The organism is Variovorax nitratireducens (genome assembly GCF_051216545.1).
GTDB lineage: Bacteria > Pseudomonadota > Gammaproteobacteria > Burkholderiales > Burkholderiaceae_C > Variovorax.
Genome location: NZ_JBPJZO010000001.1, coordinates 72,886 through 89,223 on the forward strand (window position 1 = coordinate 72,886; position 16,338 = coordinate 89,223).

General features: G+C 65.3%; 23 protein-coding genes. 19 read left to right on the top strand and 4 right to left on the bottom strand.

Annotation, left to right across the window (positions count from 1 at the left end; all coding sequences use genetic code 11):
- Positions 1 to 48 precede the first annotated feature (48 nt).
- Positions 49 to 429 (top strand): DUF3597 domain-containing protein, encoded by a 381-nt coding sequence (locus ACSFA8_RS00365; protein ID WP_435477557.1) that lies wholly within the window; start codon positions 49 to 51, stop codon positions 427 to 429.
- A 91-nt stretch (positions 430 to 520) separates the two neighbouring features.
- A complete protein-coding gene (locus ACSFA8_RS00370; protein WP_435477558.1) occupies positions 521 to 892 on the top strand; it encodes a hypothetical protein in 372 nt (123 codons plus the stop codon).
- Between the two features lie 6 nt (positions 893 to 898).
- Here the strand turns inward: ACSFA8_RS00370 and tgt are convergent, their stop codons facing one another.
- Together tgt and queA are read right to left on the bottom strand one after the other, a co-directional pair.
- Positions 899 to 2,071, bottom strand: a complete 1,173-nt coding sequence (tgt, locus tag ACSFA8_RS00375) for a tRNA guanosine(34) transglycosylase Tgt (protein ID WP_435477559.1) — start codon at positions 2,069 to 2,071, stop codon at positions 899 to 901.
- Between the two features lie 5 nt (positions 2,072 to 2,076).
- Entirely contained in the window at positions 2,077 to 3,117 is a 1,041-nt protein-coding gene (queA, locus tag ACSFA8_RS00380; protein ID WP_435477560.1) for a tRNA preQ1(34) S-adenosylmethionine ribosyltransferase-isomerase QueA, read from the bottom strand.
- A gap of 69 nt (positions 3,118 to 3,186) precedes the next feature.
- Here queA and recG point away from each other — a divergent pair, with 69 nt between their 5' ends.
- The 5 genes from recG to ACSFA8_RS00405 all read left to right on the top strand — a co-directional run bounded on the left by recG (position 3,187) and on the right by ACSFA8_RS00405 (position 8,507).
- On the top strand, positions 3,187 to 5,304 hold the full coding sequence (gene recG / locus ACSFA8_RS00385; protein ID WP_435477561.1) for an ATP-dependent DNA helicase RecG: 2,118 nt from the start codon (positions 3,187 to 3,189) through the stop codon (positions 5,302 to 5,304).
- 62 nt (positions 5,305 to 5,366) lie between these two features.
- Complete coding sequence (locus ACSFA8_RS00390) at positions 5,367 to 6,335, top strand: hydrogen peroxide-inducible genes activator (RefSeq protein WP_435477562.1); 969 nt, start codon at positions 5,367 to 5,369, stop codon at positions 6,333 to 6,335.
- Positions 6,336 to 6,471: 136 nt separating this feature from the next.
- Positions 6,472 to 7,077 carry a Dps family protein gene (locus tag ACSFA8_RS00395; protein WP_435477563.1) on the top strand — a complete coding sequence of 202 codons (606 nt, stop codon included), beginning with the start codon at positions 6,472 to 6,474 and terminating at the stop codon, positions 7,075 to 7,077.
- 88 nt (positions 7,078 to 7,165) lie between these two features.
- On the top strand, positions 7,166 to 8,029 hold the full coding sequence (ubiA, locus tag ACSFA8_RS00400) for a 4-hydroxybenzoate octaprenyltransferase (RefSeq protein WP_435477564.1): 864 nt from the start codon (positions 7,166 to 7,168) through the stop codon (positions 8,027 to 8,029).
- A gap of 10 nt (positions 8,030 to 8,039) precedes the next feature.
- Positions 8,040 to 8,507 carry a MaoC/PaaZ C-terminal domain-containing protein gene (locus ACSFA8_RS00405; protein ID WP_435477565.1) on the top strand — a complete coding sequence of 156 codons (468 nt, stop codon included), beginning with the start codon at positions 8,040 to 8,042 and terminating at the stop codon, positions 8,505 to 8,507.
- Between the two features lie 6 nt (positions 8,508 to 8,513).
- On the opposite strand, the gene proC is transcribed toward ACSFA8_RS00405, so the two are convergent.
- Positions 8,514 to 9,371, bottom strand: coding sequence for a pyrroline-5-carboxylate reductase (proC, locus tag ACSFA8_RS00410; protein ID WP_435477566.1), 858 nt, complete (start codon positions 9,369 to 9,371; stop codon positions 8,514 to 8,516).
- On the bottom strand, positions 9,368 to 10,528 hold the full coding sequence (locus ACSFA8_RS00415) for an esterase-like activity of phytase family protein (protein WP_435477567.1): 1,161 nt from the start codon (positions 10,526 to 10,528) through the stop codon (positions 9,368 to 9,370). The genes proC and ACSFA8_RS00415 overlap by 4 nt, the downstream gene beginning before the upstream one ends.
- Positions 10,529 to 10,741: 213 nt before the next feature.
- Here ACSFA8_RS00415 and rplN point away from each other — a divergent pair, with 213 nt between their 5' ends.
- From rplN to rpmJ, 12 genes are read left to right on the top strand one after another with little or no spacing between them, the layout of a single operon-like run.
- Entirely contained in the window at positions 10,742 to 11,110 is a 369-nt protein-coding gene (gene rplN, locus ACSFA8_RS00420; protein WP_068630284.1) for a 50S ribosomal protein L14, read from the top strand.
- 13 nt (positions 11,111 to 11,123) lie between these two features.
- Entirely contained in the window at positions 11,124 to 11,441 is a 318-nt protein-coding gene (gene rplX / locus ACSFA8_RS00425; protein WP_286541240.1) for a 50S ribosomal protein L24, read from the top strand.
- A gap of 11 nt (positions 11,442 to 11,452) precedes the next feature.
- Positions 11,453 to 11,992 carry a 50S ribosomal protein L5 gene (rplE, locus tag ACSFA8_RS00430; protein WP_286541241.1) on the top strand — a complete coding sequence of 180 codons (540 nt, stop codon included), beginning with the start codon at positions 11,453 to 11,455 and terminating at the stop codon, positions 11,990 to 11,992.
- A gap of 7 nt (positions 11,993 to 11,999) precedes the next feature.
- Complete coding sequence (gene rpsN / locus ACSFA8_RS00435) at positions 12,000 to 12,305, top strand: 30S ribosomal protein S14 (protein WP_435477568.1); 306 nt, start codon at positions 12,000 to 12,002, stop codon at positions 12,303 to 12,305.
- Positions 12,306 to 12,325: 20 nt separating this feature from the next.
- Positions 12,326 to 12,721: a 30S ribosomal protein S8 gene (gene rpsH, locus ACSFA8_RS00440; RefSeq protein ID WP_286541244.1), complete on the top strand. Its 396-nt coding sequence runs from the start codon at positions 12,326 to 12,328 to the stop codon at positions 12,719 to 12,721.
- A gap of 25 nt (positions 12,722 to 12,746) precedes the next feature.
- Positions 12,747 to 13,280, top strand: a complete 534-nt coding sequence (gene rplF / locus ACSFA8_RS00445) for a 50S ribosomal protein L6 (RefSeq protein ID WP_286541245.1) — start codon at positions 12,747 to 12,749, stop codon at positions 13,278 to 13,280.
- Positions 13,281 to 13,294: 14 nt separating this feature from the next.
- The gene (rplR, locus tag ACSFA8_RS00450; protein ID WP_286541500.1) at positions 13,295 to 13,660 is read left to right on the top strand and encodes a 50S ribosomal protein L18; all 366 of its coding nucleotides are present in this window, start codon (positions 13,295 to 13,297) and stop codon (positions 13,658 to 13,660) included.
- A gap of 21 nt (positions 13,661 to 13,681) precedes the next feature.
- A complete protein-coding gene (rpsE, locus tag ACSFA8_RS00455; RefSeq protein WP_140840889.1) occupies positions 13,682 to 14,200 on the top strand; it encodes a 30S ribosomal protein S5 in 519 nt (172 codons plus the stop codon).
- Between the two features lie 14 nt (positions 14,201 to 14,214).
- Positions 14,215 to 14,400: a 50S ribosomal protein L30 gene (gene rpmD / locus ACSFA8_RS00460; RefSeq protein ID WP_286541247.1), complete on the top strand. Its 186-nt coding sequence runs from the start codon at positions 14,215 to 14,217 to the stop codon at positions 14,398 to 14,400.
- Positions 14,401 to 14,411: 11 nt separating this feature from the next.
- Positions 14,412 to 14,843, top strand: coding sequence for a 50S ribosomal protein L15 (gene rplO, locus ACSFA8_RS00465; protein ID WP_286541249.1), 432 nt, complete (start codon positions 14,412 to 14,414; stop codon positions 14,841 to 14,843).
- Positions 14,844 to 14,868: 25 nt separating this feature from the next.
- Positions 14,869 to 16,179, top strand: coding sequence for a preprotein translocase subunit SecY (secY, locus tag ACSFA8_RS00470; RefSeq protein WP_435477569.1), 1,311 nt, complete (start codon positions 14,869 to 14,871; stop codon positions 16,177 to 16,179).
- Positions 16,180 to 16,213: 34 nt separating this feature from the next.
- Positions 16,214 to 16,327 carry a 50S ribosomal protein L36 gene (gene rpmJ / locus ACSFA8_RS00475; RefSeq protein WP_013544106.1) on the top strand — a complete coding sequence of 38 codons (114 nt, stop codon included), beginning with the start codon at positions 16,214 to 16,216 and terminating at the stop codon, positions 16,325 to 16,327.
- Positions 16,328 to 16,338 lie beyond the last annotated feature (11 nt).

Here is a 16,338-nt window from a genome sequence, read left to right on the forward strand (position 1 = left end):
GCACATCGCACGCAGCAACCAAACTTCACATCACCCGGGAGCAATGACATGAGCATTTTCGGCAGCATCCTTTCCAAGATCTTCCCCTCGGCCCACGCCGCCGAGGTCGAGGCCGCGACGGTCGCTCCGGCGCCGGGTGCAGCACCGGCCCCCGCGGCGCCGCCTTCGCCCATCACCCTGGTCGACGTGGAAGCGCTGCTCGACGGCATGCCCGGTGCGAAGAGCCTCAACTGGCGCACCTCGATCGTCGACCTGATGAAGCTGCTCGGCCTGGACAGCAGTCTCGACTCGCGCAAGCAACTGGCGCAAGAGCTGAGCTACGGCGTCGACACCAGCGACAGCGCCAAGATGAACATCTGGCTGCACCGCCAGGTCATGACCAAGCTTGCGGCCAACGGCGGCAAGGTGCCTTCCGACCTGATCGCCTGAGCAACGCAAGGCGTATGGCTTCCGGCAGGTTCGCAGCCGGGCCCGGTGTGGCTACGCTCGACGGTTTTCCAGAACACAGGACACCGTCCCTATGCAGCCCACCTTTCGTCGCGCCGTTTCTTCTCTGGTTCTGACCTCGGCCTGTGCCTGGGCGCTGGCCGCGTCGGCACAGGCGCCGGCCGGCGTCAAGCTGTTCAAGTTCGTCTCCACGCGGGACGAGATCGTGGTCGGACTCGATGCGGCGCAACTCGGCGCGGGCAGCGGCCCCGAGGTCGGCCGGCTCGCGGCGATGCTGGCCGACAAGGGCCAGCTCACGGTCTGGCAGTACGCCTCGCACAAGGAGCCCAGCGGCGAGCTGGTGCAGGCGCCGCTGCGGCAGGTTGCGATCTTCAAGAACGACGCGGTGCGCATCGAGCCGTACAGCACGCCGTTGCCGGTCAAGCCGATCGGCACGACGAAGTAGCCGCTGCTACACCCCGCGTGCGCGCTCGGCCTTGAAGCGCGCGCGGAACGCGCCGAACGCGCCGGCCTCGAGCGCCGCGCGAACTTCGGCCATCAGGTTCAGGTAGTAGTGCAGGTTGTGTATGGTGCAGAGCATCGGCCCGAGCATCTCGCCGCAGCGATCCAGATGGTGCATGTAGGCGCGGCTGAAGCCCTCGCGGCCACCATCGTTCCATGACACACCCGCGGTACCCGCACACGCATGGCAGGTGCAGCTCGGATCGAGCGGCTGCGGGTCGCTCTTGTGCCGCGCATTGCGCAGCTTGAGGTCGCCGTAGCGCGTGAAGATCGTGCCGTTGCGCGCGTTGCGCGTCGGCATCACGCAGTCGAACATGTCGATGCCGTCGGCCACGCCCTGCACCAGGTCTTCGGGCGTGCCGACGCCCATCAGGTAACGCGGCTTGTGGGCCGGCAGCCGGTGCGGCGTGTGGCCCATGATGTGCAGCATTTCGGCCTTCGGCTCGCCGACGCTGACGCCGCCGATCGCATAGCCCGGAAAATCCATCTCGACCAGCTGCGCAAGCGATTCTTCCCGCAGGTTCTCGAACATGCCGCCTTGCACGATGCCGAACAACGCGTTCGGGTTCTCGAGCCGCGCGAACTCGGTCTGGCAGCGCTTCGCCCAGCGCAGGCTCAACTCCATCGATGTGCGCGCCTCGTCTTCGGTCGTGATGTGGCCCTGGGTGTCGTAGGGCGTGCACTCGTCGAACTGCATGACGATGTCGCTGTTGAGGATGGTCTGGATCTGCATCGAGACCTCGGGCGTGAGGAACAGCTTGTCGCCGTTCACCGGGGACGCGAACTTGACGCCTTCCTCGCTGATCTTGCGCATCGCCCCGAGCGACCAGACCTGGAAGCCGCCAGAGTCGGTGAGGATCGGCTTGCCCCACTTCTCGAAGCCGTGCAGTCCGCCGAAGCTCGCCATCACGTCGAGGCCCGGCCGCATCCACAGGTGGAAGGTGTTGCCCAGAATGATCTGCGCGCCCATCTCCTCGAGGCTGCGCGGCATCACGCCCTTGACCGTGCCGTAGGTGCCCACCGGCATGAAGATCGGCGTCTGCACCGGGCCATGGTTCAGCGTGAGCGTGCCGCGGCGCGCGTGGCTGTCGGGGTCGGTGGTGAGTAGTTCGAAGTGCAGCATGGTGTTCAAAGGGTTCGCTCGAGCAGCATTGCGTCGCCGTAGCTGAAGAAGCGGTAGCGCGCGCGGATCGCGTGGGCATAGAGCGCCATCACGCGCTCGTAGCCGGCGAAGGCGCTCACCAGCATCATCAGCGTGCTCTTGGGCAGGTGGAAGTTGGTCACCAGCAGGTCGACGTGCGTGAACGCGAAGCCCGGCGTGATGAAGATGCGCGTATCGCCGCAAGCCTCGCCGCTTTGCGCCCACGATTCGAGCGTGCGAACCGTGGTGGTGCCGACGGCGACGATTCGGCCGCCGCGCGCCTTGCAGTCGGCGATCGCCTGCTGCGTGGAGGCGGGCACCTCGTAGCGCTCCGCATGCATCTGGTGCTCGGCGATGTTCTCGGTTTTCACGGGCTGGAAGGTGCCGGCGCCGACGTGCAGCGTGACGTTGGCGCGTTGCACGCCGCGCGCGTCGAGCGCTGCCAGCAGCCCCTCGTCGAAATGCAGCGCCGCCGTCGGCGCCGCCACCGCGCCCGGCACGCGGGCAAACACTGTCTGGTAGCGGCTCTCGTCTTCGGCCGAGTCGGTGTGTTCGATGTAGGGCGGCAGCGGCACATGGCCGTAGCGGCTCATCAGCGCATAGGGGTCTTCGCCGGCGTCGCTTTCGAAGGCGAAAAGAAACAGCGCGCCATCCGCGTCGGGCCAGCGACCGAGCAGGGTGGCGCGAAAGCCACCGACCATCCGCAGCACGGTGCCGACCAGCGGCTTCTTGCTGACCTTCATGTGGCACACGACCTCGGGCCCGGTCAGCACGCGCTCGACCAGCAGTTCGAGCTTGCCGCCGGTCGGCTTTTCGCCGAACAGGCGCGCCTTGACCACGCGCGTGTCGTTGAACACCAGCAGATCGCCGGCGCGCAGCAGCGAGGGCAAGGTCTTGAAGATGCGGTCGACCGGCACCGGGCCGGTGCCATCGAGCAGCCGCGACGAGGTGCGTTCTGCGGCGGGGTGCTGCGCCACCAGGTCGGCGGGCAGGGCGAAATCGAAATCGGAGAGAGTGAAGGCAGACATGCTTGAGGGCCGAACAGACCCGTTCCAAGAGAAGGCGGCGATTGTCCCATGCCAAGGCAGAATCGTCCGATGGCCGACATCTCTCCTGCTGCGTCCGCGTCCCAAACGCCGGTGCGCATCGGCGCGTCGCCGCCTGGTTCGGGCCTGAGCGCGACCCAGCGCGCGCTGCGCAAGCTGGGGCTGCTGCGCGACATCGACTTTGCGCTCTACCTGCCGATGCGCTACGAAGACGAAACCCGCATCGTGCGGCTGGTCGACACGCGCGACGGCGATCTGGCGCAGATCGAAGGCGTGGTGGTGGCGAGCGAAGTCACGTTCAGGCCGCGCCGCCAACTGCTGGTGACGCTGGACGATGGCAGCGACACCTGCATCCTGCGCTTCTTCAATTTCTATCCCTCGCAGCAAAAGCAGCTGGAAGTCGGCGCGCGGGTGCGCGTGCGGGGCGAAATGAAGGGCGGCTTTCTGGGGCGACAGATCATGCAGCCCAGCGTCAAGAGCGCCGGCATCGCGCTGCCGCTGGCGCTCACGCCGGTCTATTCGACCATCGCGGGGCTGGCGCAGCCGGTGCTGCGGCGCGAGGTGCGCGCGGGCCTCGCACGGGCCGTGCTGGACGAAACCATTCCAGGCCCGCACCTGCCGCGGGGCGTATGGGGCTTGCGCGATGCGCTGTCGTTCTTGCACTACCCGACGCCCGACGCCGCCATGGCCACGCTAGAAGACCGCAGCCATCCGGCCTGGCAGCGGCTCAAGGCCGAGGAACTGCTGGCGCAGCAGCTCTCGCAGTTGCAGGCGCGGCGCGAACGGGCGGCGCAACGCGCGCCGGTGCTTAGCCCGGCGCGCACATCGCAGACGCTGCATTCACAGCTGATGGCCGTGCTGCCGTTCGCGCTGACCGGTGCGCAGGCGCGCGTGGGTGAGGAGATCGGCAAAGACCTCATGCGCCCGATCCCGATGCACCGGCTGCTGCAGGGCGACGTCGGCTCCGGCAAAACCGTGGTCGCCGCGCTGGCGGCCGCGCTCTGCATCGACGCCGGCCACCAGTGCGCGCTGATGGCGCCGACCGAGATCCTCGCTTCGCAGCACTTTGCCAAGCTGGTCGGCTGGCTCGACCCATTGCTGGCCGAGCGCGGCCTGCGCGTGGCCTGGCTCACCGGCAGCCAGAAGAAGAAGGAACGCGACGCGATGGCCGCCGCCGTCGAAAGCGGCGAGGCGGCACTCGTCATCGGCACGCATGCGGTGATTTCGGAAAAGGTGCGCTTCAAGCACCTCGCGTTGGCGATCATCGATGAGCAGCACCGCTTCGGCGTGGCGCAGCGGCTGGCGTTGCGCGGAAAAGCAACGCAAGGACTCGAGCCGCACCTGCTGATGATGAGCGCCACGCCGATCCCGCGCACGCTGGCGATGAGCTACTACGCCGATCTCGATGTGTCGACGCTCGACGAACTGCCGCCCGGCCGCACGCCGATCGTCACCAAACTCGTGGCCGAGCATCGGCGCGACGAAGTGATCGGACGCATCCAGGCCCAACTCGCGCAGGGCCGGCAGGTCTACTGGGTGTGCCCGCTGATCGAAGAGAGTGAGGCGGTGGATCTGCGCAACGCAACCGAGACGCGCGACGAACTCGCCGGGACGCTCGGCGACAAGGTCAGCGTCGGCCTGCTGCATTCGCGCATGCCCACGGCCGAAAAGCAGGCGGTGATGGCAGGCTTCACGGCCGGCACGCTGCAGGTGCTGGTCAGCACCACGGTGATCGAGGTCGGTGTCGATGTGCCGAATGCCTCGCTAATGGTGATCGAGCATGCCGAGCGCTTCGGTCTTTCTCAACTGCACCAGTTGAGGGGGCGCGTGGGGCGCGGCGCGGCGGCGTCGGCCTGCGTGCTGCTGTATGCGCCGAACGAGGGCGGCCGCGTCGGCGAGGCGGCGCGTGCGCGGCTCAAGGCCATGGTTGAAACCGGCGACGGCTTCGAGATTTCGCGGCGCGACCTGGAAATCCGTGGGCCCGGGGAGTTCCTGGGCGCCAGGCAGTCGGGCGCGCCACTGCTGCGCTTTGCCGATCTGGAGGCAGACGCGCTGTTGCTCGACTGGGCGCGCGAACTCGCACCCAAGATGCTCGGCCTTCACTCCGACCTGGCGCAAAAGCACGTCGATCGCTGGCTCGGCAGCAAGGCGGAATACCTCAAGGCCTGAGCGCCCCTGCGCCGGCACGGCGCCACGCCCCGAGCAGACCTTGCGCATAATTGACGCAAGCTATGACCCTGACCGAACTCAAATACATCGTTGCCGTCGCCCGCGAACGGCATTTCGGCAAGGCTGCCGAGGCATGCTACGTCTCGCAGCCCACGCTGTCGGTGGCGATCAAGAAACTGGAAGAAGAACTCGAACTCAAGCTGTTCGAGCGCAGTGCGGGCGAGGTCACCGTCACGCCGCTCGGCGAGCAGATCGTGCAGCAGGCGCAGACGGTGCTCGACCAGGCCGCTGCCATCAAGGAAATCGCCAAGCGCGGCAAGGATCCGTTAGCGGGGCCGTTGAACCTCGGCGTGATCTACACCATTGGCCCTTATCTGTTGCCCGACCTGGTGCGCCAGAACATCGCACGCACGCCGCAGATGCCGCTGGTGCTGCAGGAGAACTTCACGGCCAAGCTGCTGGAGATGCTGCGGGCCGGCGAGATCGACTGTGCCGTGATGGCCGAGCCCTTTCCGGACACGGGGCTTGCCATGGCACAGCTCTACGACGAGCCTTTCATGGCCGTGGTGCCGGCGAGCCATCCACTGGCCGCGCGCGATTCGGTCACATCGGACGAACTGAAGAACGAGACCATGCTGTTGCTCGGCACTGGCCACTGCTTTCGCGACCACGTGCTAGAGGTCTGCCCCGAGTTCGCGCGGTTCTCGAGCAATGCCGAGGGCATCCGCAAGAGCTTCGAAGGCTCGTCGCTCGAAACCATCAAGCACATGGTCGCAGCCGGCATGGGGGTGACGCTGGTGCCGCGCTTGTCCGTTCCTGCCGATGCGCTGGTGCCCCGGCCCAAAGGCCGTGGCAAGGAGCCCGAACAGATCGTGCGCTACCTGCCGATCGTCGATGCGCAGGGCCGCGAGCCGCCGACCCGACGCGTGGTGCTGGCATGGCGCCGCAGCTTTACGCGCTACGAGGCGATCGCCGCGCTGCGCAACGCGATCTACGCCTGCGAGTTGCCGGGCGTGACGCGGCTGTCCTAGTCACAGGTTGCGCCGCCGGCCTACGCGCTGGCGCATTGGTGGCGGCCATCGCTGCGATAGAGTGCGGCTGTTGCGAAGCCGCCGCGCGGCTTCTACAGTTTCTCCGCTCAGCTATCTACTTCAAAGGACGTCATCCATGGCCAAGGCAAGCCCCAAGTCGCCGAAGAAATCCAAGTCGCCGATCACGGCCGCCCCTGCTAAAGGTGCGGGCAAGGTGCCTGCAAAGGGCGGCGCGGTGGTGGCGCACGAGTCGGGCAGCCGCAATGCGCCGATCATCAACATCGGCATCGACCGCCAGGATCGCGCGGCCATCGCGGAAGGCCTGAGCCGCGTGCTGGCAGACACCTACACGCTCTACCTCACCACGCACAACTTCCACTGGAACGTGACCGGCCCGCACTTCAACTCGCTGCATGCGATGTTCATGAACCAGTACACCGAGCTCTGGGGCTCGACCGACGTGATCGCCGAGCGCATCCGCGCGCTGGGCCACTACGCACCGGGCTCGTACGCCGAGTTCAGCAAGATCGCCACCGTGCCCGACGTCCCGCAGAACCCGCCCAAGGCGATGGAGATGGTGCGCATCCTGGTCAAGGGCCACGAAACCGTCTCGCGCATCGCGCGCGAGTTCATTCCGGTGGCCGAAGAGGCGGGCGACGATCCAACGGCCGACATGCTGACGGCGCGCTGCACGGTGCACGACCAGACGGCCTGGATGCTGCGCTCGCTGCTGGAAGATTGAAGCGTATGCCTCGTGCGCGAAACGCCGCGGAACCGGCTTCGCCGGGCCGCTGGCGTTGCCCCCTTGAGGGGGGAGGCGGCTACACGAAGTGAGCAAGCAACGGGGGTGGGCCCTCTACCTTGACCTGATCCGCTGGAATCGCCCTGCGGGCTGGCTGCTGCTGCTCTGGCCCACGCTGGGCGCGCTCTGGTTCGCGGCCGATGGGTGGCCGGGCTGGCACCTGGTCGTGGTGTTCACGCTCGGCACCTTTCTGATGCGCAGCGCGGGCTGCTGCGTCAACGACGTGGCCGACCGCGATTTCGACCGCCACGTGAAGCGCACCGCCCAGCGGCCCGTGACCAGCGGTGCGATGTCGGTCAAGGAGGCGCTGGCGCTCGGTGCGGTGCTGGCGTTGCTGGCCTTCGGGCTGGTGCTCACCACCAACCGCGTGACGGTGCTCTGGTCGTTCGCGGCGCTGGCCATCACGCTGATCTACCCGTTCGCCAAGCGCTTCGTGTCGATCCCGCAGGCGGTGCTGGGCATTGCTTTCAGCTTCGGCATTCCGATGGCCTTTGCGGCGGTGCAGTCCAACGTGCCGGTGTTTGCGGCCTGGCTGCTGGCCGGCAACCTCTTCTGGGTGCTGGCCTACGACACCGAATACGCGATGGTCGACCGCGACGACGACCTCAAGATCGGCATGAAGACCTCGGCCATCACCTTCGGCCGCTTCGATGTGGCGGCGGTGATGCTGAGCTACGCGATCTTCCTGGCGGTCTGGGCGTGGGCCGGTGCCAACCGGTCGCTGGGTGTTGCCTTCTTCGCGGGGACCGCCGTGGCGGCGGGGCAGGCGTTCTGGCACTGGCGGTTGATCCGCGAGCGAACCCGCGACGGCTGCTTCAAGGCCTTCCGGCTCAACCATTGGCTGGGCTTCACGGTGTTCGCCGGCATCGTGGCCGGCTACGCCATTCGTTGAAGGGACGCACATGCTCGACCGCCTGACGCAGAAGATCGGCCAGGAGGGCCTGTCCGAATGGCATCGCATCACGCAGGAGATGGTCGACCGCTACGCGGTGCTCTCGGGTGATGGTGAAGGCGAGTGGATTCATCTCGACCCGGAGCGCGCGGCGCGCGAGGCGAACTACGGCGGCACGATCGTGCCGGGCTTCTTTCAGGTGTCGCACCTGATCCGGTTGACCGGCGAGGCCATGCGCACGCTGCTGCCCTTCGACACGAACCACGCGCTGAACTACGGCTTCGACCGCCTGCGCTTCGTCAAGCCGATGCCCGTCAACGCGCGCTTCCGGGCGCGCGTGCGCATCCTCGGCGTGACGCCCAAGGCGGAAGACAGCTTTTTGCTGAAGGAAGAGGTGCTGCTCGAACTCGAGGACGGCACCGTCACGCTGGCCGCCGAGTGGCTGTTCTTTCTCGGGCCACGCGCGCTCGCCGGCTGAACGGGTTCAGCCGCGCCCGAATTCCTCGCCCAGTTCGGCGGCACGCTTCTGCGCTGCGCGAATTGCGGTTTTGAACTGGGTCTTGACGTCCGCGCCTTCGAGCGAGGTGATGGCCGCGTAGGTGGTGCCGCCCTTGGAGGTCACGCGCTCGCGCAGCACCGACGGCGGCTCGGTCGCGCCGTGCGCCAGCGCCGAGGCGCCGGTGAAGGTGCCGATGGCCAGCCGCTGGGCCTGGTCGGGCGTGAGGCCCATCTCGACGCCGGCTTCGGTCATCGCCTCGATGAAATAGAAGACGTAGGCCGGGCCCGAGCCGGACATCGCCGTCACTGCGTCGAGCGCGGATTCGACATCGACCCAGAGCAGTTCGCCGGTCGGTGCGAGCAGTTGCCCGACCAGCGCGCGATCGGCCGCGTTGACGCCCGGCCGCGCGAACATCCCGGTCATGCCCTGGCCGACCAGCGCAGGCGTGTTGGGCATGGCACGCACGATGCGCTCGCTGGCGAGCCAGCGGGCGATGCTGTCCGAGGGAATGCCGGCCGCCACGCTCAGGTGCAGGGCACCGCGGGCATGGGCGCGCACGGGCTGGGCGGCTTCGGCAAAAGTCTGCGGCTTGACCGCCCAGACCAATACCTCACAGCGTGCCAGCGCCGCGCTGGCTTCGGGCTGCGCCGCGATGCCGAAATCGTGTGCCAACCGCTCGCGGGCTTCGGCAAAGGGTTCGACCACCTCGAAGGCCGCCGCGGGCGTCCCTTGGCGGATCAGCCCGCCGAGGATCGCGCTGGCCATGTTGCCGCCACCGATGAAGCCAATCGGGGGCAGGGGGGCGCCGTCGGGACGCGGCAGGAAGGTGGCAGTGATGGTCATGGTCGGTCGGTGAATGCGAAGGCGGCGAACTGGGTGACTTGCAGCGGATTGAAATTGTCGTCGCTCACCACCACCAGCACACGCTGGCCATCGGGCAGGGGCGGGCCCCAGCACATGCCCTCGGTGTTGTCGAGGCGCGAGAGGCCGAGCGTCGCGAAGTCGGCCACCAGTGTCTTGGTGGCGGCACGGTGGTTGCGGGGCGTGAGGGCGTCGAGCGCCAGCGTGTCGGTCGCGCCGCGCGTGTCGATCTCGTAGAGGCGCAGCGAGTTGCCGACTCCGGTCGCGTAGGCGCGCTCCAGCACCAGCATGCGGTGCGCGTCGAGCATCAGGATCTCGCTCACGCCGTTGTCGGCGTAAGTGCCCGTCAGCAGTGGTCGCATCGGAATGCGATCCTGCTGGTAGGCAATCTGGCCTGCCGCTCGGCCGCTGGACAGGTCGACCCGCGTGAAGCGGCAGGGCCCGCCCGCCGCGTCAACGCTCGGGACGGCGCCGTCCTGCACCAGCGCGTTTTCCATCGCAAGCCAGCAATGGCGGTGGTCGGGTGTCAGCGCCAGGCCTTCGAAACCCAGGTTGTCGCGCGCGCCGCGCCGGCTCTCGCGCGACGGTTCGAACATGGCAGGCAGTTCGAACTGGCGCAACAGGCTGCCGTCGCGCCGGCTTTCATACAGCGCGGGGCCGAAGCCACGCGCCTCGTCGCCTTCGGATGTCCAGAGGATCGAACCCGTGCCCGGCCGCAGCCGCAATGCTTCGGGATCCGGCACCGGCACGCCCTCGCGAGCCTGGCGCCTGGACGCCCAGATGCTCCCATCGGCCTGGCGCAACGATGTGACTTCGCTCAGTTCCGGGGCGGCACCCAATGCCCAGCGCGCCGTGTAGAAACGGGCGGGTGCCAGATCCGACCGATCATCCGACAGAAGCAGGTACTCACCTCTTGCGTCGTCGTAGTCAATGCCGGACAGTCCGCCAATCAAGCTGTCTCTGTAAGCCAGGCGGTGCGGCAACCGCGTTTCGCCCAGCAAGCGAAGTCTCGATGGCCCGGCGCCGGACGCTGGCCGCGACGGACTGTTGCAGCCGCCCAACGCGCCGGCCAGCGCCGCCGCGCCTGTCAGCAGCAGGCGGCGGCGTGTCGGCAACAGAGGGGCTGAGAGCGTCGGCACGCCGCGAGTCTAGGCCGAAACGAACATGTTGAACGAGGCGAGTTGACAGGCTATGGATCACGTGCAACAATCGCGGGCTTCGCTTCAAAAAGGCGAGGCTTTCCGCCCAGACGGATGTACCCCAAGTGGTTTGGGGTGCGGACGACGGGCCCAAGACTGACTGCGGCAGACCCATTTCGGGACTGCATCGGTACAAGTTGGGAACTACGAACAATGATCCAGACTGAATCCCGGCTCGAAGTGGCCGACAACACAGGCGCGAAATCCGTCCTGTGCATCAAGGTGCTCGGTGGCTCCAAGCGGCGTTATGCCAGCGTGGGCGACGTCATCAAGGTGAGCATCAAGGAATGTGCGCCGCGTGGTCGCGTCAAAAAGGGCGAGATCTACAGCGCCGTGGTGGTTCGCACCGCCAAGGGCATCCGTCGCGCCGATGGTTCGCTCGTCAAGTTCGACGGCAATGCCGCCGTTCTGCTCAATGCCAAGCTGGAGCCGATCGGCACCCGCATCTTCGGACCGGTGACGCGCGAGCTGCGCACCGAAAAGTTCATGAAGATCGTGTCGCTGGCCCCTGAAGTTCTCTGAGGACAACAACGCCATGAACAAGATTCGCAAAGGCGACCAGGTCATCGTGTTGGCCGGTCGTGACAAGGGCAAGCGCGGCACGGTCTCGCTGCGCAAGGACGACGCCCACCTGATCGTCGACGGCATCAACATCGTCAAGAAGCACGCCAAGCCGAACCCGCTCAAGGGTACGACGGGTGGCATCGTCGAGAAGACCATGCCGATTCACCAATCGAACGTGGCGATCTTCAATGCCGCGACCGGCAAGGCCGATCGCGTGGGCATCAAGGTCACGGACGGCAAGCGCGTGCGCGTCTTCAAGTCCAGCGGCGAAGAAATCAAGCTGGCCTAAGGAGTACTCACATGGCACGTCTCCAACAAATCTACCGCGAAAAAATCGCGAAAGACCTGACCGAAAAGTTCGGCTACAAGTCGCCGATGCAGGTTCCGCGCATCACCAAGATCACGCTCAACATGGGTGTGGGTGAAGCGGTTGCCGACAAGAAGGTGCTCGACAACGCCGTCGGCGACCTGACCAAGATCGCCGGCCAGAAGCCCGTCGTCACCAAGTCGAAGAAGGCCATCGCCGGCTTCAAGATCCGTGAGCAACAGCCAATCGGCTGCATGGTCACGCTGCGCGGCGTGCAGATGTACGAGTTCCTGGACCGTTTCGTGACCGTGGCCCTGCCGCGCGTTCGCGACTTCCGCGGGATCTCCGGTCGCGCCTTCGATGGCCGCGGCAACTACAACATCGGCGTGAAAGAGCAGATCATTTTCCCCGAGATCGAATACGACAAGGTTGATGCCCTGCGCGGTCTCAACATCAGCATCACGACGACGGCCAAGAACGACGAAGAAGCCAAAGCGCTTCTCGCCGGCTTCCGTTTCCCGTTCAAGAACTGAGGCGACCATGGCTAAAGCATCATTGATCCAGCGCGAACTCAAGCGCGACAACCTGGTCGCCAAGTACGCTGCGAAGCACGCCGAATTCAAGGCGATCGCCAACGACGCGAAGAAGAGCGACGAAGAGCGTGCTGCTGCCCGCCTGGGCCTGCAAAAGCTCCCGCGCAACGCGAACCCGACCCGTCAGCGCAACCGTTGCGCCATCACCGGTCGTCCGCGCGGCACCTTCCGTCAGTTCGGTCTGGCTCGCGCCAAGATCCGTGAACTGGCTTTCGCTGGTGACATCCCCGGTGTCACCAAGGCCAGCTGGTAAGCCAGGCAGGAGCAAACAACATGAGCATGAGTGATCCCATTGCCGACCTGCTGACGCGTATCCGTAACGCGCAGATGGTGGCGAAGCCCACCGTGTCGGTTCCGTCTTCCAAGGTGAAGATCGCAATCGCACAGGTGCTGAAAGACGAGGGCTACATCGACAGCTTCCAGGTCAAGACCGAAGCTGGCAAGTCCGAACTCGAAATCGCACTGAAGTACTACGCCGGTCGCCCGGTGATCGAACGCATCGAACGCGTGAGCCGCCCTGGCCTGCGCGTTTACAAGGGCAGCACCGCGATTCCGCAAGTGCAGAACGGCCTTGGCGTTGCGATCGTGACCACGCCGCAGGGCGTGATGACCGACCGCAAGGCGCGCGCTACCGGTGTCGGTGGCGAAGTGCTGTGCTACGTCGCCTAACCGAGACATTGAGGAGTCACTGAAAATGTCCCGAGTCGGAAAAATGCCGGTCGCCATCCCCGCAGGTGTGGATGTGTCGATCAAGGACGACCAGATCAACGTGAAGGGCACGGGCGGCACGCTCGCGCTGACCCGCAACGTTCTGGTCAACGTCGTCAACAAGGACGGCAAGCTGAGCTTCGAGCCCGCCAACGAATCGCGTGAAGCCAACGCGATGAGCGGCACGCTGCGCCAGCTGGTCAACAACATGGTGGTCGGCGTGACCAAGGGCTTCGAAAAGAAGCTCAACCTCGTCGGCGTGGGCTACAAGGCCCAGGCGCAAGGCGCCAAGCTCAACCTCACGGTGGGCTATTCGCACCCCGTCAATATCGACATGCCGCAAGGCATCACGGTGGCAACCCCGACCCCGACCGAAGTCGTGATCAAGGGTGCAGACCGCCAACGCGTCGGCCAGATCGCCGCCGAGATTCGCGCTGTTCGTCCGCCTGAGCCTTACAAGGGCAAGGGCATCCGTTATTCGGACGAAAAGATCGTGATCAAAGAGACCAAGAAGAAGTAAGGGGCAGCAAAATGATGTTGACCAAAAAAGCACAACGTCTGCGCCGCTCGCGCCAGACCCGCATCCGCATCGCGACCCAGGGCGTGGCCCGTCTCACGGTGAACCGCACCAACCTGCACATCTACGCCACCGTCATCTCCGGCGACGGCGCCAAGGTGCTGGCCACGGCCTCGACGGCCGAAGCCGAAGTGCGCAGCTCGCTCGGTGCGTCCGGCAAGGGTGGCAATGCCGCCGCCGCCACGCTGATCGGCAAGCGCATCGCCGAAAAGGCCAAGGCAGCCGGCGTCGACAAGGTTGCTTTCGACCGCGCAGGTTTTGCGTACCACGGCCGCGTCAAGGCGTTGGCCGATGCGGCCCGCGAAGCCGGTCTGCAGTTCTAACCGAACGCTCAGGAATTCAAAATGGCAAAGATTCAGGCAAGAACGCAGAACGAAGGACCGGAAGACGGTCTGCGCGAGAAGATGATCGCGATCAACCGCGTCACCAAGGTGGTGAAGGGTGGTCGTATCCTCGGTTTCGCAGCACTCACCGTGGTCGGTGACGGCGACGGCAAGGTCGGCATGGGCAAGGGCAAGTCGAAAGAAGTGCCGGCAGCCGTGCAGAAGGCCATGGAAGAAGCCCGCCGCAACCTGTTCAAGATCTCGATCAAGAACGGCACGCTGCACCACCGCGTGACCGGCCACCACGGCGCCGCTTCGGTCGTCATGATCCCGGCCCCGAAGGGTACCGGCATCATCGCCGGCGGCCCGATGCGCGCCGTGTTCGAAGTGCTGGGCATCACCGACATCGTGGCCAAGAGCCATGGTTCGTCGAACCCCTACAACATGGTTCGTGCCACGCTGGACGGCCTGAAGAATTCGACCACCGCCTCTGCTGTCGCTGCCAAGCGCGGCCTGACGGTCGAAGAACTCTTCGCCTGAACTGGAGCATCGGAATGACGACGCAACAACAAACGCTCAAGGTGCAACTGGTCAAGAGCCCGATCGGCACCAAGGAAGCACATCGCGCCACGGTGCGCGGCCTGGGCCTGCGCAAGCTCAACAGCGTGAGCGAGCTGCAGGACACGCCCGCCGTGCGCGGCATGATCAACAAGATCAGTTATCTGGTCAAAGTTCTGTAAGAGAGACTGATATGGAACTCAATGGCATCAAGCCGGCGGACGGCGCCAAGCACTACAAGCGTCGTGTCGGCCGCGGTATCGGCTCGGGCATCGGCAAGACCGCAGGTCGCGGTCACAAGGGCCAGAAGTCGCGCGCGGGTGGTTTCCACAAGGTGGGTTTCGAAGGCGGTCAAATGCCTTTGCAACGTCGCCTGCCGAAGCGCGGCTTCAAGTCGCAGCTGCTCAAGTACAACGCCGAAGTCACGTTGACCGCGCTGGAAGCCCTCGGCCTGGCCGAAGTCGACCTGCTGGCACTCAAGCAAGCTGGCCTCGTCGGCCAGATTGCCAAGGTCGTCAAGGTCATCAAGACCGGTGAACTGACCAAGGCCGTCAAGCTGACGGGCATCGGCGCGACCGCCGGCGCCAAGGCCGCGATCGAAGCCGCTGGCGGCAGCGTCGCCTGAACCCGGCACCGGAAAGAAGGCTGTAGTGGCAACCAACGCGGCAACGCTCGCAAAGACAGGCAAGTTCGGTGACCTCCGTCGCCGGCTGGTCTTCTTGCTGCTCGCGCTCGTGGTCTATCGCATCGGCGCGCACATTCCTGTTCCGGGCATCAACCCGGATCAGCTGGCGCAGCTGTTCCAGGGCCAGCAGGGCGGCATTCTGAGCCTGTTCAACATGTTCTCGGGCGGAGCGCTGTCGCGCTTCACCGTGTTCGCGCTGGGCATCATGCCGTACATCTCCGCGTCGATCATCATGCAGTTGATGACCTACGTGCTGCCCTCCTTCGAGCAATTGAAGAAGGAAGGCGAGGCCGGTCGTCGCAAGATCACGCAGTACACGCGCTATGGTGCACTGGGCCTTGCGCTGTTCCAGTCGTTCAGCATCGCAGTGGCGCTCGAATCGTCGGCCGGTCTGGTGGTCACGCCTGGCTTTGGCTTCCGCATCACGGCCATGATCAGCCTCACGGCCGGTTCGATGTTCCTGATGTGGTTGGGTGAGCAGATCACCGAGCGTGGTCTTGGCAACGGCATCTCGATCCTGATCTTCGCCGGTATCGCAGCGGGCTTGCCCAGTGCGGTCGGTGGCCTGCTCGAACTGGTTCGCACCGGCGCAATGAACGTGCTGGTGGCACTGTTCATCCTGGCGACCGTGGTGCTGGTGACCTACTTCGTGGTGTTCGTGGAACGCGGCCAACGCAAGATTCTGGTGAACTACGCGCGGCGCCAGGTGGGCAACAAGGTCTATGGTGGCCAGTCGTCGCACCTGCCGCTGAAGCTCAACATGGCCGGCGTGATCCCCCCGATTTTCGCCTCGTCGATCATCCTGCTGCCGGCGACTGTGGTCGGCTGGTTCAGCACCGGTGACGGCATGCGCTGGATCAAGGACATCGCGGGCGCATTGACGCCGGGTCAACCGATCTACGTGCTTCTGTATGCAGCGGCCATCGTGTTTTTCTGCTTCTTCTATACGGCCCTTGTGTTCAACAGCAAGGAAACGGCCGACAACCTGAAGAAGAGCGGTGCGTTCATTCCGGGCATTCGTCCGGGTGACCAGACCGCGCGCTACATCGACAAGATCCTGGTTCGCCTGACGTTGGCTGGCGCGGTGTACATCACCTTCGTCTGCCTGCTGCCCGAGTTCCTGATCCTCAAGTACAACGTGCCGTTCTATTTCGGCGGCACTTCGCTCTTGATCATCGTTGTGGTGACCATGGACTTCATGGCCCAGGTGCAGAACTACATGATGTCCCAGCAGTACGAGTCGCTGCTGAAGAAGGCCAACTTCAAGACGTCGTAGTCCAGGTTAACGAGAACAGTTCTAGGAGAATGAAATGAGAGTTTCGGCTTCGGTCAAAACCATTTGTCGCAATTGCAAGGTCATCCGCCGCAAGGGTGTGGTGCGAGTGATCTGTACCGACCCGCGCCATAAGCAGCGCCAGGGTTGATTCGAGAGTAT